The 16588-nt window shown below is 43.0% G+C and carries 9 protein-coding genes and 1 pseudogene; 1 reads left to right on the top strand and 9 read right to left on the bottom strand.

The genetic code is table 11. The annotated features are described in order from the left end of the window. Positions 1 to 134 precede the first annotated feature (134 nt). Complete coding sequence (locus NOS7107_RS23515) at positions 135 to 536, bottom strand: hypothetical protein (protein WP_157374121.1); 402 nt, start codon at positions 534 to 536, stop codon at positions 135 to 137. 120 nt (positions 537 to 656) lie between these two features. On the opposite strand from NOS7107_RS23515, the gene NOS7107_RS23510 reads away from it, so the two are divergent. Next, positions 657 to 917, top strand: coding sequence for a helix-turn-helix transcriptional regulator (locus NOS7107_RS23510; protein ID WP_011318165.1), 261 nt, complete (start codon positions 657 to 659; stop codon positions 915 to 917). Between the two features lie 38 nt (positions 918 to 955). Here the strand turns inward: NOS7107_RS23510 and drmC are convergent, their stop codons facing one another. The 8 genes and pseudogenes from drmC to drmD all read right to left on the bottom strand — a co-directional run bounded on the left by drmC (position 956) and on the right by drmD (position 16129). Then, the gene (drmC, locus tag NOS7107_RS23505) at positions 956 to 1753 is read right to left on the bottom strand and encodes a DISARM system phospholipase D-like protein DrmC (RefSeq protein WP_015115433.1); all 798 of its coding nucleotides are present in this window, start codon (positions 1751 to 1753) and stop codon (positions 956 to 958) included. 5 nt (positions 1754 to 1758) lie between these two features. Further along, positions 1759 to 3621, bottom strand: coding sequence for a DUF1998 domain-containing protein (gene drmB, locus NOS7107_RS23500; RefSeq protein WP_015115432.1), 1863 nt, complete (start codon positions 3619 to 3621; stop codon positions 1759 to 1761). Beyond that, positions 3618 to 7166 carry a DISARM system helicase DrmA gene (drmA, locus tag NOS7107_RS23495; protein WP_015115431.1) on the bottom strand — a complete coding sequence of 1183 codons (3549 nt, stop codon included), beginning with the start codon at positions 7164 to 7166 and terminating at the stop codon, positions 3618 to 3620. The genes drmB and drmA overlap by 4 nt, the downstream gene beginning before the upstream one ends. 180 nt (positions 7167 to 7346) lie before the next feature. Beyond that, positions 7347 to 7752 (bottom strand): annotated as a pseudogene (gene tnpA, locus NOS7107_RS23490) (IS200/IS605 family transposase). A 352-nt stretch (positions 7753 to 8104) separates the two neighbouring features. Continuing rightward, positions 8105 to 8554 (bottom strand): type II toxin-antitoxin system VapC family toxin, encoded by a 450-nt coding sequence (locus NOS7107_RS23485; RefSeq protein ID WP_015115430.1) that lies wholly within the window; start codon positions 8552 to 8554, stop codon positions 8105 to 8107. A gap of 3 nt (positions 8555 to 8557) precedes the next feature. Next, positions 8558 to 8839: a DUF2281 domain-containing protein gene (locus NOS7107_RS23480; protein WP_015115429.1), complete on the bottom strand. Its 282-nt coding sequence runs from the start codon at positions 8837 to 8839 to the stop codon at positions 8558 to 8560. A 29-nt stretch (positions 8840 to 8868) separates the two neighbouring features. Further along, entirely contained in the window at positions 8869 to 12834 is a 3966-nt protein-coding gene (locus NOS7107_RS23475; protein WP_015115428.1) for a DNA methyltransferase, read from the bottom strand. A gap of 13 nt (positions 12835 to 12847) precedes the next feature. Beyond that, positions 12848 to 16129 (bottom strand): DISARM system SNF2-like helicase DrmD, encoded by a 3282-nt coding sequence (gene drmD, locus NOS7107_RS23470; protein WP_015115427.1) that lies wholly within the window; start codon positions 16127 to 16129, stop codon positions 12848 to 12850. Positions 16130 to 16588: the final 459 nt, after the last annotated feature.

Below are 16588 nucleotides of genomic sequence, written 5' to 3'. Positions count from 1 at the left end.
GATGCAGGTATTAAAATTTAACTTGTTTTTAAAGATGCGATCGCACCTTGCATATTGGTAGGTGAAGCCAGTAAAAAAGAGACGGAGGAATGAACCACGTCTCTATGTGATGAAAAATTTATCTATCAAATGTTTTACGCTGCATCTGCTACTAGCAAGCCATTAACAGCTATGATTAGCAACTGCGCTTGCAAAGCTGTGTCACAACAAGGTCTTTCATCCGTATTACAAGGCTGCGCTATCCATTTACCCTCCAAATTTTCATAAAAAGTGCCTAGTAGTTGCCAACCGTTCCAAACTCGATAAAGTTCTCCAAAAACATCGATCACAGAGTCAATTTCTATTTCTGGTGGTGTTGGGTCAGTTATCTGGTCAACATATCCTTCCAACTCTGATTGCGTCAAAGTTTGGTCATCAAATGGCTCTTGTGTAATCATGTGAATAACCTCATCAATGGGGTTGTACAAAATGCGATCGCAGTCTCTTCCCGGAGGGCGATCGCATTTGTTTTGTCTACCATTTAATCTACGCGACACGTAGACTTGCGTCAAGTGTAGATTAATAAAACTTAGAGTGTTATATATCTACTTGTTAAATAGAATACTGAAGAGTAGATAAATCTACATCTAGCAGCGACTAAACTGGTGATGTAGTCTATGTCTGAGAATCAAGTGATTCGCTGGAAATTAAATGAAGTGATGGCGCGAAAGCGGGTTAAAAATAAGGATTTAGCTATGATACTTGGTATAACTGAAAACTCAATTTATAGATTGCGTAAGGTTGATGAAATGCCAAGATTAGCACCGGAACGATTGAATGGCATTTGCAAAGCTTTGAATTGTCAACCTGGGGAACTATTGGAATATCTGCCAGATGAAGGTGAAGGGAATGTTGTTTCTCAGGCTGATATAGTTTAAGTGCGATGGGCTTACACTGTAAGCGATCGCATAAACAATCAAATCCCAGGAATAGGACGCAGGATTTTGTGAGACACCAAACTGTCAAACTGCAAGCGCAACGCTTGGGCTGTTGCTGAGTCAGTGAGCAAAACACCTGCTTCAATATTGCGTTCCTGGGCGGCTTCTGTAAAATTAGCTGATGTGATCAGCACAGATTCCTCATCTACAACAATGCACTTGGCATGGAGAGATGATTTTTGCTTAACATCCACTGCCAGCGATCGCACATCATAATAGACTTCTGGTAATCTCTCCCCTACCCAGATATCGCAGCGAAAGGTGTGTGCAAATTCCCTCAATAATACTGACTCTGCTACTTCGCTGTGATGTGGACGTTGGATGTTAAGAAACATTTGTACATATAGTTCCGGGTTAGCATCCATACGTCCTGCAAGTACCTGGAATAATTTTTTTGCTTTCTCGCCTTTATCAATGGCAAAGCTGGAGATTAGAACAGTTTTTTTCGCGTTACTAAAAAGTTCGCGGACAACAACGCTAGTATCACGGCTTTGAGAACCAGTCACCTCTGGGCCAGTCCATACTAACTCAATGCGATCGCGTATTTGTTGAGATGCACTTCTTTCTGCTGCCAATAGGCGGAGCGTATAAGCAATATGGCTACATTTTACGCCTTGACCAGTAAGATGATTAAGTTCATCAATTACTGTTTGACTTAAAGTTGCGGGTACGTAGTTAATGATTGCCGATACGAGAAAGGGAGGGGATAGCCTGCCGTTTTCTAATGCTGTTGCTAGTTTCAGTAAAGTTGGACGGCTCAGTTGCAAAAAAGCCATTGTGTTTATTCTGGGAAAAACTCTGCTCCTAAACCTTCAACTGTAGAGACAACCAAGGCGCGGTCAAGAAATTCATTGCGGCGTTCGCAGGATGTTTCTGCAATTAGCAAGCATCCGTGACAAGCCGAACCGTGCAGAAAACGCTCCTCTTGCTCATTATCTGGGCGATGTTGAGCGCATACTGGGTCATTGGAACATAATCTTCCTTGCTCTAGGGCTACTTCTAAATGGTGTTCAATGCGTTTACCAACTTCTACCAGTCCGCCTAAAGTCCCTTCTGAGCCAGTTGAGCCAGTGTATAAAAGAATCCCATAACCAGATTCACCAGCATAGATGCGTTCACGGATGGAACTAGCCGCATAGCCGCATTCTAACGATACAGCCACAATTAATAAATGTGATAGAGAATGCAGCATAATATACGGCAAGCCAGGAAACTTAACTTTTTCTTTTTCCTGGTCGATACCTTTACGCGCACACCAGATATCAAAACCTCTTGATAATTCTCTTCCCCGTTTTTTAACGGCTTCTCGTTTTAACCAATCTTCAATAGCTTCCTGACGGAAAGCAATAAATACACCCTCGCCTTTATTCTCAATTGCAGGAACCCAAGTAGTTTCAATATCCAGCAAAGCACGCCTGACGCTGATATCAAGTTCGCCATCGATATCTGGCATTTCCGCTTCAAAGCGAGTAAAACCCACCTGGGCAATTACTTCACGTAAACGATGTACTAAAACAATTCGTTCAATGCAGGAGGTAAACGCAGGCTGTAAGTTGTCCAAACTACGCGACCTACCATAAAAATCTTTGTCTGGGACATCTTCCCCAACTTCAAGGGAGCTAGAAAGCAATGTCTCTATTTCCACTTGCTTAATGCTTTTATGTGGTTTTCCTTGCCCACTTTGTCGCCGTTGTACTTCTTCCCAGACGGCTTCATCACTAAATTGTTCTAAAGCTACAGTTACCTTTTGTTTTTTGCGCTCCTTTTTCACATCGCTGACGCTTTCTGAATATTGCAGAAAATCTTCGTAAACTAAATTCACTGCATCTCGTAAACCTGCATCTAGGTCAGGAAGGGAAATAACGCTGAGAATTTGCGAAAAATAGGCGTTACTGGCAGACCTAACTAATAAGCGGTTGTACTCTGGTAGACCTGTTGATTCCCGAATACAGTAAGGTTCTTGGGCAAAAGAACCAAGCCAAGGGCGATGTCCCTGACATGGGCCTAAGACTTTACCGTTGCGAACTGTTGCATCAGCAAGGGGACGGCGTTTTTTACAGGCTTCGCAACGCACGTAAATTTCCGCGAAGTCGTTACCTGAACCACCTTCGTCTAACCATAGCTGACCTCGGCATTTATTTTCAGGGTCATTATGTACGAAACGATACCAGTCAATATCGCTGATATGACCTTTAACGCAGGCTTGCACAAAACGGACGGGTACAACTGGTATAGACTTTTTCTCAGCACTCAGATATTTACCACTAACCAAATTACCCCAAGGTAACAGAGGGCGAGTGCGGAATGTTTTTTTGGTTTTGGTGTCTTCCCAAGTTTCCTTGACTTGGGCTAAAAACCAAGTGGGAAACATGAAAGCATTAATTCCCGTGCGGGGAGCTTTGGGGTCTTGTTCGTCAACTGGCGGCGCATACAGCTTAATATTGTTGACTTCTAAAATTTCAGCAACTCTAGTTGCTAATCGGTCTTCAAAGATACGCCTTCTGTCGCCACGCCAGTGATTTAAACCAGCAATTAACACGGAATGTTCGGGTAAGTCTACCATTGCCCCAGGCCCAAAGGTAGAAAGGATTTGACTTTGGCGCACTTGTCCGGCTGGGGGAATTTTTTTATTAGATTTGCTCATTTTCCTTTCTCCTCTACCTCATGTCCGTAAGGATTAATTACCCAGAGATTGACTGTTGGTTCGACATCACGCAAACTTCGCTGTGCTTTAAACCTTTGTGCTTTTTGTGGTTGATTCCTTAATTCAGGGTCGAGGGGGTCAAATATTAGTGGTGGTGCTTCGCCTACTTCCCGTTGATATTGCAGGCTAATTTTTCCATTGGCGATACTTGTCCAATCATCAAGTAAATCTATGACTTGATTTTTCACTTTATGGCGGAGTGCTTCGGCTTCATTTGCATCCAGTTCCTTATCGTGCATTTCTGCCCTTTGTGCAATGGTTTCCACAACAAACTCTAATTCTTGACGATGTTGGGTAATATCGAAAGCGCGAGTTGGTGCTGTCATCCCAGGATGTCCTAGACGAGCCAAAGCAACGGTAATGGCGGCAATACCTCGGTCAATAGCGCGGGGAGAAAAGGGCGTTACGCTGGTAGCTTCTACTGCTCGGTAAAATGTTGAATGCCAAGCAAAAAAGCGTTCATAATGAGAGCGATCGCGTGGACGATGAATGTTCAATAACGTGACTACTAAACCCGGTCGTTCCTCATCCCGTCCTACACGGCTGGTAGCTTGGATATATTCGGCGGCTGTCTTGGGTTGACCGAGAACTACCATTAAACCCAAGCGGGTAATATCCAAACCTACGGAAATCATATTAGTTGCTAAAACTACATCAACCTTGTCCTCTTGATCAAAGGTTAATTCCATTCGCCGTTTAGTATCTGCAACGTCGCTAGTGCTGACACGGGAGGTTAGTTCTTCTGGTTCATCATCAATTTTCCGGTCAGCAAATAACCCTGAAGTTTCGTCAACTCGCTGATGCTGGCTGTAACGTAATAGACGAGATTTGACTTCATCTTCTACAATGCGCCGACTACCACCTAGTTCACGTAGGGAGTTAAAGTAACCTAATAGCGTCATGTAAGGGTCGGCTGGGTTATCACTATTCTTCTTTCCTCCTTGTTCTAGCCAGTGCTTTTGGGCTGCGCCTAACAGTGCTAAATAGCTACGCAATAACACTACCTTTAAACTGCGTCCTTGAGCAGCAATTCCTACATAGGTACGAGCATTTTTGACTGTAGCGGGGACGGTTTTAGCAAAGAATGAATCACGTCTGTCTGGCCCTGGTGGTGGAAATATATCAACTTCGCTGCGGCCGAATAAAGCTTGAATTTGTTTGCTGGCGCGGCGGACTGTCGCAGTGGAAGCAACTATTTTCGGACGAATTGTTTTACCGTCTATCTCTTGGCTACACAAAGCATCAATGGCTGTTTCGTATAGTCCTACCATTGTTCCCAAGGGGCCGGAAATTAAATGTAATTCGTCTTGGATAATTAGGTCTGGTGGTGGTAAATAGCCGCCAAGGGGTTTACCGCGATTTAGTTGAGTGGGGCCGTAAAAACCATCATTGTCGTAGCGGTCTACTCGTCCAAATAATGCACCAGTTTCTCCTACCCAAGGCAGGCTGGCGAATTTATCTACTGTAGAGATAATAAAACAAGGTAGACGGCGGTATAGTGGCTCATCTACGGCGACTATTGGTAAAGGCTTGTCACCACGGAAATTACAGCGACGGTTAGCACAAAATACTTGTAAATTAGTTGGCTGGTCGGGATTCGGCTGTAATTGGAATGAGTTGCGGTTAAATTTTGTCCCACACCAAGGACAATTTTCTAAAGGAATGGGTGAGGGATTGCAATCGTTATTTTGAAAAGCACGAGTACGTTCTCTAGCACTGTTTTCGTCGTTATCTCCCTTTTTACCCATGCGGTTGGGTGTTGCGGCTTGTCCTACCCATAGCCCAATTTCAAACGGCCAAGTTCCTAACTTCTGCGGGTTTTTCTGGCGTTCCAATTCTAAAGCGCAAATCATCGTCGCCGCCCGTCCGAGTTGGTCGAGAGTTAAAAGACGCAGGGTATAGCGCATGAGGACGCTTAAACCAGCCGATTTAATACTGGGATAACGCAGCCGTCGTAAGACGAGGGTAAAAGCTGCGAGTCCTAAGTAAGCTTCGGTTTTACCGCCACCTGTGGGGAAGAATAGCAAATCGACTAATTCACGATCACCATTTTCGGGGTAAGCTATCCCTGCCAAGTTCATCAGTAAAAATGCTAACTGGAAAGGTCGCCATTTTGGTGGTGCTACTATTTCAGGCGTGATAGTTTTACCATGAGTAGTACGCTGACGAATGGCTGTAGCAATGGCGCGATTAGCAATGCAGAAAGCTTCAAATATTTGTGGGTCATTTAACGCTTTGATACCAGCGTCGATACGCTTGTTAGCAATTTCCGCACGGCGGAGTAAATCTAGGGCGACATTTAACCGTTTGGGTTCGGTGGGACATTTTGTGCGTTGTTCCTTAATCCAATCAGCGTAAGCATCCACCATTGGACTCAGCATATTTTGTAATGCTGCTGGTGTGGGTGCATCAGCTAAAGCTTCCATTCTCAATTCAACATCTTTTAGTTCCTCTTCCGTAGCTATCACCTTTTCCACATCAGCCGTAGGTATCCATGCGGTACGTATTTCCTGACAGCTACCATCGGGATTGGTGAGTGCGATCGCAGAAACGTTATGACCTACCGCATATTCATAATCATCGCGGTATTGTAAATCAGCGACGTTTTCATCCCAATCATGATTATCTCGTCCGCGTAAATTGGGACGGGGTACTAATGCTTCTGGGGTATGGATGATTAAACTGGCCTGAAAAATATAGCTAATATCGCGCTGTTTATCTGAGGTGGAGAGGCGATTATTGACTAGAAATACAGAAACGGAACGAGTTCCAGCAGGTACAAGTTCTTTGGAAGTTACAGGACGGATGGAGACGACGAGTTGTAAACCGTTGCTATCAGCTATGGGAATAGTTTTTGTAGATTGGTTTTGATTAAGCGGTAATTTTAATTGTTTAGGAGTATTTAAACCTAAACCCAGTTCTAATTGTTCGGGATTGCGATCGCCCATTAGAGGAACAGTGATTTGGGCTTGGCGTGGAATCCGCTTCCAGCATCCCAATAAACTGTTATTTGATTCTTCTTGGGGGTTTGTAGTTTCTAGTTGTAGGGGTGAGACAATTTCTTCCGCACCAGAATCATCTTGAGATTGTGCAGCAGTATTATCTTTTATTGGGAAGTAATCACCCCATTGCACTGTGAGATTAAGTTGACTGGCGTTTTCAGCAACCAGAAAACTTAAACCCATCGACGAAGGGAAAAAAGCTTTCTTGGCGAATGGCTTGTCTGGGACAGTTTCATCCTCACCCGCGCTACCCCTTTGTAATTGGTCTAAATCATCATCAGCCGTATCATCTCCACGCTGTTCGATGGGTGCGCCATGCGGAACAAGGAAACCTGTAAGATACCACTTTGATGGTGCTTGGTCGAGAATTTCTTCTGCGTGGTCAATATCGTCGGAGGTGGGGCCTATAAGGTCGAGTTGTAAGGCTTCGATGAGGCGCGATCGCACTTCGGCTGAGGTTAGAGATATTGTTTTACTTATCATTTAATATTTGGTTGCATAACTTAATTTAATTGCGGAGGTTAAAACCCCCGTCTAATAGCTCAAATCGTCTTTAGACGATTACTTAAATTAATTAATCAGTCCTCTTCCAGAGGACTTTAGCTATCAGACAGGGATTTTTAATCCCTGGCTATCTGGCTATCAATCTGACTATCCATTAATTTAAATATTTTCCAAATAAGAATTTGTTGTTCCTTGTGAATGATGTATTTTTTGATTTTTAACATAATTAACAGCCTGCTCAAGTTGCTTACTACCTAAAGAGAAAACCCCATATCCTTCCTGCCAAGAAAATTTATCCGAAGTAGCGGAAATATTATGATTGAAATAATAAGAACTACTGCCTTTAATTTTTTTTAACAAAATCGGCAATTGCAATTGTTGGAGGAATAGACACAACTAAATGAATATGGTCTTCCATACCACCTATCCCATGAACAATACAATTTAAAGCGTCTGATTTACCAATAATATAATTATGAATTTCAGATTCTTTATTAGGCATAATTAGAGGTAGACGTTGTTTTGTTGCCCAAACGATATGATAATATAGTCGCCATAAGGACATATTTTTTGCTAATTAGCACCTACATTTACTAGATTGCCCATATTTAGTTAAAAACAATAAATATATTTGAACAAATTTTTTAGCTAGAGCTAGATTTGCCAGCAAGCCAGCAAGCAAGCCAGGGGTTTCAAACCCCTGTCTAATAGCTGAAGTCGGATTCATCCGACTAGTTCAAAATATAAAAACCCAAGCAAATTGTCTTAGTTCTCTTCCAGAGGACTTCCGCTATCAGACAGGGATTTTCAATCCCTGGCTGTGTTGTGTGGCTGTATTGTGTGGCTGTATTGTCTGGCTGTATTGTCTGGCTGTATTGTGTGGCTGTATTGTCTGGCCGTCATCCCTAGCTGTGTTGTCAACTTGTCAACCAAGATTCAACCGATAATGCTTTGATTTCTTGGATACGTTTAAAATCACTATCGGCTGAGACAAGAGTTAAATTATGTTGTAAAGCAATTGCAGCAATCCACAAATCGTTTTCACCAAAACCTAAATCAGTAATCTTCGTTTTTCTCCGCTTGTTTTTCTCTTTCGGCGCAAATTGCTTAAATAAATCAGATTTTATTTGACCGTAAATATTTGCTGTTTCTTGGTCAATATTATAGATATATATACCTTGTAGAAAATTTTTTACAAGGATTAAATTACTCTCTCGTTTTTGAGAACGTTCTGCCATATCTATTAACTCTCCCTGCACAATTACACCGGTTGCAATAAAACTGCTTTCTAATTCCGCAAGGTGAGTCAAAATTTCGGTATTGCCTAAAATAGCAAGACTACAGTGATTAGTATCAAGTAAGTACATACATTAGTCAAAAGGGTTAAATTTGTAATTAAATTTAGCTTCTCCACGACTTGAAATTACTTGTTCTAAGCATTCTTGTAAATCATCACCTTGCCAATCACCAATAGTTTCTAAATGCTTTAAAAGAGATGCCCCTGTTGAAATCATAACAGTATTATTAGTAGCTTCAACTTGATTTTGCTGGTTATACTTTGCTTGCAAGAATTGAACATAATTTAAAATTTCTTGCAAAATTGGTTCAGGTAATTTTTCTAATTCTTGTGTAATTTGTTCCTTAATAGTCATTTTTTCACCTTGGTTTGTACCTACTGAATCTAATCTACGTTCATTCCTGGAATAATGACCGTATCATTTTTATTTTTACTGTTTTTACTTTCTTTTGTAGTTTTCCTACCTTTACCCTTCCCTTTCTCAGCACCTTTACCGCCTAAAATTTCTGCTTCGGCGCGTTTTTGGTTTAAATCAAGCAAGCGTGCTAAAACTTCATCGTGGATTTCTTCGCGCCAACGATAACGCCAGGGTTTTTTCTTTTGTCGTCCACTGCTGTTTTCTGTGTCTTCTTCCTCTTCGTAGTCGAGAATAAAATCGCAGTCGGTGGGGATATCTGACCAGCCGTAAGCGTCGAGGACTGCTTTATCCATTGCGGTGTGGAGTTCGCGGAGTTTGAGGATTTCGGGGTCGTATTCGTCGGGGTCGTCGAAGCGGTTGTAGGTGTCGGTGAGTCCTTGGTTGTTGCGAACCATTAAGGCGGCGCGGTATTCGTAGTATTCTTTGCCTATGGCTTCTAGGGTGGGGTTTGTTTCCCAGTTTTTGGGGAAGGGGAAGGTTTCAAAGCAGTCTGATGAACGATAACCTTGTCTATCTTCTAGTGTTGATGAGGTAAAGCCTACCCAAATTTCATGAACCCGACTATGAATAACTGGAAAGCAAGCATCAGACAAGGCTAGAATTACTAAGTTTTCACTATAGACCATTCGATTTGGTAAGAATGTAAAAGCATGATGCTTGCTAGTTCTTGGTCTGACTAACACCTGTTCAAGAGGTGCGATCGCTTTTACTAAACCAGGCCTTTTCTCTGCATATTGCCACCATTTAATACGAAGAGCATCTCGCTTTTGGGTATCCCGTTCAGGCTTAACTTTTTCCTTAACGATCTGAATCAAATCTGGATACTCCCATGCTTCATCTTCGCTCATATCAAAGAAGTTAATCACATACCGATGATGTTCATGAGTTGGATTAGAGTTAACCTCTTCCCCACCTATATAAGGAAAAATTCGTTCTTGATTTTTTGGATTTTTTTCAATCAAATGGTGCATTTCTGCAATAGGTGTAGCGTCAGGGTTGGAATCATCAAATGTAAAACCCATACCCAGTACAATGCTACCTTGAAAACTTTTATCAGCATTTGCTAATAACACAGCAGGGTTATTATTACCACCCGACTTAAATAAAAATGCAGAAATTAAATCAACTTCACGTCCATCTAACAGCTTTTTACCTTGATAATCACCCTTAATAACATTAACCACACTCACAACAACGGCGGCTAAACCAGGCCACTTTAACCGTTTTTGGGCATTGTAAATAGTACCGTCATTTTCACAGATATATCTCAACCCAGTGCTACGAGTGTCACCTTGAGCAATAGTATTTGTAGCAATCAAACCAAAACAACCTGATTTTCGTAAAAGCGCAAACGCCCTGCGGTAAAAGTGAGCGACTAAATCAGAATTTCCATGTGATTCTGAGTTAACCACTTTCAACCAATCCATATATCCATCCATATGGGCATTTATCGCTGTATTCTTACCCGCAAATGGTGGATTACCCACAATTGCATCAAATCCTGGATTTTCTCTATCAAATACCTCTGGAAATTCAATTTCCCAATTAAACGCCTTTACAGGTTTATCTGTTTGCCGCAATTTTTTACTAATACTTAAAACCTCTGCACTCTCATCTGGACTTCGCCGCCATTTAAAATACTTCTGAAATAATCCATCTCGCTCCTCTTTCCTTGCTTTATCTTTGTCCGACGCAAAGAAAGAAGCAATCACTAAATCACCTTTAAGACGAGCATCATGTAATAATTCCTCTGTTGCTTGATAAAAATCACGCTTCGCATCATAATTCTCATCACCTAAGCTTTGAATTTCATCACGATTAAACTTAACCTTATTTATCTGCTCATTAAATAAAGGCAATTCTTTATCATCATAGGTAGTATCTTTTTCCCAGTTAAACTTAACAAGTTGGTCGCGGGTTAAACCTACCAACGAATCACCACATTTCAACGCATGGTCTAAAAAGGTAAAAGGATGCTTCTTCGCTAAAGTTACCAACCACAAAGATAACTTCGCCAAATTCACCGCAAACGGGTTTTTATCCACCCCATACAAACAACGCTGCGCCACCAAACGCCGCGCATAAAGTAACGATTCTTCATCCGATGGAACTTCTGAAATCATGCCATGTTGATTCCAAGCTTCCACCAATTTTTCAGCTAACTGACGACAAGCTTCCACCAAAAACGCGCCTGAACCCACAGCTAAATCACATACCTTCAAAGCCAAAATTTGCTCTGGCGTAGGACGTTCTCCTAAAGCTTCTAAAACAGGTCTGAGAGTTTCTTTAACAATTGGTTCTGTCAATGCACGGGGCGTATAATGAGAACCACTACGTCGCCGTTCTTCCCCTGGTTGCAAATACAATGAACCAGCCGCCAGTAAAGCGGGAGTTTGCGGCGATATCTTCCGTCCTAAAGCAGCAATTAAATCCTCGGCGGTTTTCGCTTGCTTCAACTCCGTCAGTGATTTGCCGGATATTTCACAACCTGCTACTTCTTTTAAATACTTAGCCCTGTCATTGGCTTTTGTGTTTAAAACTTCATCGACGCTAACAACGACGGTAACAGAGGTTTTCGCACTCTTGGGTTTACTCCATACCCCAATAGATGGTGTAGTAGCTTTTTTGACTTCATAACCCATCACCGCCTCGTATACTGATCCGATTTGCTCGACATCTAGAGAACGGTATGACAAACGCTCACCATCAAGAACGAGTAACCCTTGCAATACTTTGTGAATGACTCCATCAGAAATGCGTGGCGGTTCAATCAACTCCCATTCTTTATAGGTAGTATGGCGAGAACGACCTTCTAAAAATGCGTACTCATCCGGGTCAAAAAGCTGTCCGTGACGCGCTGGTAAGTATAAATCAGCATGACAACCACCATCATAAACCAAGCGAAAAAGACTGAGTAACCACGCCCAAGCACCATAACGCTGTTCCATCGTGTCAGGATAGTTACCCGCATCCTCGCGCAATCTCTCATACAGTCCAGTTACCGAATAATTGCGCGTATAAATCGAACCTTGTGGCATCAATCCCTCATCTTCCGCATACAGCAGAAACACCAACCGCAGCAAAACTGTAATTATTCCTCCGTAAATATGCTGAGGGTCGTTTTGGGCAATGTCATCAAGCAAGAGTCCTTTAGCATGGTCATTCGCAGCTTGAAAACCCCGTAGTAATTCCCACAGCGCATCAAGTACCTGTTCTGATAACTTGGTAGAAACTTCGTTTTGGTACTTGCGGCTATTTTGCAGCAACGCTACTAAACGGCGGTCTGTGGGCGCATTGAACACTCGCTGTTCTTCCAACAACATCTGCATTGCACCCAAAATTAACCGTCCCGACACTTCACACATCGCCTGTACTGGAAAGGTCAGGTGTCCAGAAGATTCACCCCGTGGGGCATATACCAAACGTAATTCTGTACCGTTACACAAAATACCTATAGGAATTTCCTTCTCCCGCAACAGTCGCTCAAACTTCGCTTGGGGCGTGGCGTGCCATCCTGTAGATTTGATATTCTCGCTGACTCTATCAAAGTCAGTACCAGTGGAAATGACCTGTACCAGCATCAACCAACCACCTTTATCTGGGTCAGGTACGGTATATGTTGGTTGTAAAGTCTCACCGTATTCCGGTAGTGATACCGCCAAATCCTCTGGACTCTCGACTAAATCTGTCGGTTGCCAACCAAGAATTTCAACTGTGAAAGTAGGAAAGTCAGAAATTACAGAGGTGTAGTTGGTGCTGTCATCAGGAAAATCTCGGCGAACTATTTCGCTTAACCGTTGCTGTAACTCAACAACGTTGCGATTTACCGACATTTGGGCATTATTTAACGCCGTTGGCGACACTACCAACCCCACTGGCTGAAGAAAGCCCAACCATTCTTTATGCGCTTGAATTTCTCTATCCTTAACCATACTCTTCACCCCCTTAACCCGAAACTGGCCACAAATAAATCAATCCCACTGGTTCAACTCGCACCGCCTTAACTTCGTAGGAAGCCTCAATTCGGGCAGGTTCAGAATTAATCTCCTCAACAAGTTTCTTCAGTCGCTCTTCCCAGTGGCGGCAGTCTGCGTCTAACTGCCGTTTTTCCTCGACTGGGAACTCTACAAACGGAATCGATAGCTTGGGAATCGTTAACTGGATAGCTTTGGTTTCTTCAATTTCCTTTTTGCGTTGGCTAATACGCTGCTGCTGCTGTTCGAGAATTTTTTTCATCTCCACAGCTTCTTTCTTGCCCCGTTCGGTTAACTTTTTCTCTGCCCTTTGAGCCAAAATATTGGCACGGCGTTCTAAATGGGGAATCAAATCAGCAATATCTTGGGCAGCATTCTGCTTCAGCAATTCTTTAATCGTCTGGGATGCTTTTTGCAAACGAGGAGAAGCTAAAGAATCTTCTAATAACGCCAGTACGTTGTCTTTCTCCCCTTCGTTTAACGGTTGTAGTTTCTTGCGTCCCCTCGCTGCTGGGTCAGACCATTCCGCCGCGATCGCAATTACTTCGTCATGCAGCCGTGACGCACCCTGTCCGTAAACAGATAACCGTCCCAAGGCGAGAACTTTCGGAATTGGGTCATCAGTCAGACAAACGCAAGCGCGGGTTAATTCATCATGTAAAAATCCTTGGGCTAAAAATCTCCCTAAAAGACGCTGTACAACCCGATGTTCTAAATGCAGGTGAACTACATCCCCATCCAATGAACCAGGGTCACGAAATACTACCGGACGAATTGCTGCTTCCCGTCGCCATTCCCAAGGCTTTTGTCCTTTTTTACGTGGCGGTCTGAGGGTATCAAAAGTATTAGCCCATGTGGGGTCTGCACGTTGATCCAGGGGTGGAAGCGTCCAGCGTGCAGTAGCAGAATCTTGGCAAGCTTCATTACTATCGACTGGGGCCAGAGGAGTCGCGCCGAGAATTTCTAAAGAAGCGGAAATAGCATTACGGAAGTGTTCGTCACTCAGTCCCAACCAATCCCGCGATGTTTTCAGCATCTCTTGTAGCTGGGATAATTGCTTGGTTAATTCTTCTCTCCGTAGTCGATTTTCTTCGAGTTCCTCGTTTACTATCTGTAAGTTAGGTAAATCGGCTTGTTCTATGCAAGCAGTAATATTAGTTACCTGATTGTGGCGAATACCACCTTCCAGCAACCGCGATAAATTCTTCTGCACAACTGGCGAAAGCGTCCCCAATTCTTTTTGAATTGTTTCGGTCTTCTTCACCAGCACTTTCAATACTTTGTCCTCTGTCCTTTGCGCTAAAACAAGGTAGTAGCAGTGAACAACAGGCGATCGCTGTAATTTCCTGTCAATACGTCCGTTACGCTGTTCCATCCGTGATGGGTTCCAAGGCACATCAAAATGGAATAGGTCAGCACAATTGTTTTGCAGGTTTACTCCTTCCCTTGCTGCATCCGTGGCTATGAGAATGCGGAGGGGGTGACGCGATGGGTCAGCATTGAAGGCATTTTTGATAGCTTCCCGGCGTTCTTCTCCAATACCACCATGAAATACATCGATGCGCTCGCGTTCTTTATCTGAGCCAGCGATCGCTTCTTGGAGTTTTTGCTGCAAGTAGCGTTTAGTGTCTGTATATTCAGTAAATATAATGACTCGCTTCTCTACCCAAGCAGCATTAGGTTTACCCAAATCAGGACAGAGATTTTGTTTAATCCAAGCCACTAACTTTTCAACTCGTGGGTCTGCTTGATATCTAGCTTGGTTGGCTACATCGGTCATCTCTTCTAAAATTTCCAATTCCCGACTGCTTAACCCAAAGCTTGCAGCCTGCCCAGTAGCAACCGTTACCTGAGTATCTTCTTCTGCTTGTACTTCTTCTTCCGCTAGTTCAGCCCGTTCATCGTCAGCACCAGGGGATTCTAACAGCAACGGTAAATTATCGATGGCGTTTCCAGAACGGCTAGCCCTGAGCGTTCGCGTAGCGTCTCGTAGAGAAGCCGAAGGGTTAATAGATTGCTTTTCAATCGCCACCCGATGAACTTTCAAAGTGCGTGCAAAAGCTTCAATGGAAGACAGCAGACGCTTTTGCAGCGAGGTAATTACTAACATCGCCGCATTTTGGGTTGATTTCGATGCTTCCTTTAGCCGTTCTTCCCGCAGGTTACGATACTCTTGCAGTAACCGCGATAGCTTCAATTCCGGTGCATCTTCTGGAAGATGATCGATGACAATAGGAATAACCCGCCGTTCGGGAAACTCTTCGCCAATCTCTCGTAAATCTTGCTTTAACCGCCGCACCATCACCGTATCTAAAAGCTTGCGATCGCGCACGGGTACACCTCGACAAAATCGTTGCGGGTCAAGGATTTCTAACAAAGCTGCAAAGCTATTGGAATGACCATTATGAGGAGTAGCAGAAAGGAACAGCTTATGTTCAAACCGTGGTGCTATATCGCGGACAGTGCGTGTTAACTGAGAATCTACAGCATACTTCGCACCACTAGCTGGGGCTGCATTGTGTGCTTCATCCAGAATCAGCATTGATGCGCCTGCAAAATCTCCCAACCAATCACGCAAAGGTGCAGCATAGGTTTCATCGCGTAACAACGCATGAGAAATGATAAAGCGGCTGTGAGTTGTCCAAGGGTTAATTCCATAACCCCGTTCTTGACGACGACTAGCTACAAACTCACGGTCAAAAATCACAAAAGTTAGCCCGAAACGGCTTTCCATTTCTTCTTGCCATTGCCGTACAACTGACGGCGGACAGGAGATAACGACACGGCGAACTTTTTGCCGCATCAACATTTCTCTTAAAATCAGTCCGGCTTCAATGGTTTTCCCCAATCCAACATCGTCAGCGATAAATAAACCAACTCTCGGCATTAATAAAGCCTTGCGTAGCGGTTCAAGTTGGTAAGCTTTGACTTCAATACCTGCTCTGTAAGGTGCTTGAAAAAGTTTCGGGTCAGTGGAGGTAACGCAGTTCCAGCGCAGAGTGTGGAGATAAGCCGAAAATAAACGCGGATTGTCAAAACCTCGGTTTACTATAGATTCCCAGGAAGTTTTACCTATGACTTTGGCATCAACTTCTCTTTCCCAGAGAACTTCTAACTGTTCCCCTAGCGCATCATCTTCTAGACATGAGAGGCAAACTAAAGTGTCTTCCTTCACCAAAGGTTTAGCCACTACATCTTCTACAAGATACTGCCGCGATCGCACTCGCACAATTTGACCGGTAACAACACTCATCCACTACACTCCTTTGCCCTGCTGAAGCCCCTACACCAACCACAGAGAAGCTATTTTTTGCATGAAAAATTACCTGTTAAGCGATCGCTTACAGTTACAAATCCGCAGATTTTGATTGAGTATAAAAATTTAGGATTTAAAATACTTGTAAATTTAGTTAGCTAAAAACTAATGTATTTTTTAATACTTAATCTAAGAGCCTATTAATTTACATTCTTTAAACCATTTGAGTCTATTTAATAAAAGTATCGATATATTTTGCCCATCAAAGCCATACATAATTATGGCTATAAGCGTGAGCAAGCATACCAATTTGTATGTTCAAAATGTAGCAACACATCCTTTTAAAAGCATTAGTATTAATACCGAGTGTTACTATAAATTCAAACTCAGTTAGTCAGACTTATATGTGATTGTGGTAGTCAGATTTGATAAGAAATGGCGATCGCATTGCACCGT

It is taken from the genome of Nostoc sp. PCC 7107, from assembly GCF_000316625.1.
Classification (GTDB): domain Bacteria; phylum Cyanobacteriota; class Cyanobacteriia; order Cyanobacteriales; family Nostocaceae; genus Nostoc_B.
This window is presented reverse-complemented; position numbering and strand designations above follow the sequence as displayed.

Coding starts and splice junctions, on each gene's coding strand:
- NOS7107_RS23485 (WP_015115430.1), bottom strand. CDS start 8,554: ATGTACTTACTTGATACTAATCACTGTAGTCTTGCTATTTTAGGCAAT.
- drmD (WP_015115427.1), bottom strand. CDS start 16,129: ATGAGTGTTGTTACCGGTCAAATTGTGCGAGTGCGATCGCGGCAGTAT.
- NOS7107_RS23510 (WP_011318165.1), top strand. CDS start 657: ATGTCTGAGAATCAAGTGATTCGCTGGAAATTAAATGAAGTGATGGCG.
- drmA (WP_015115431.1), bottom strand. CDS start 7,166: ATGATAAGTAAAACAATATCTCTAACCTCAGCCGAAGTGCGATCGCGC.
- NOS7107_RS23475 (WP_015115428.1), bottom strand. CDS start 12,834: ATGGTTAAGGATAGAGAAATTCAAGCGCATAAAGAATGGTTGGGCTTT.
- drmC (WP_015115433.1), bottom strand. CDS start 1,753: ATGGCTTTTTTGCAACTGAGCCGTCCAACTTTACTGAAACTAGCAACA.
- drmB (WP_015115432.1), bottom strand. CDS start 3,621: ATGAGCAAATCTAATAAAAAAATTCCCCCAGCCGGACAAGTGCGCCAA.
- NOS7107_RS23480 (WP_015115429.1), bottom strand. CDS start 8,839: ATGACTATTAAGGAACAAATTACACAAGAATTAGAAAAATTACCTGAA.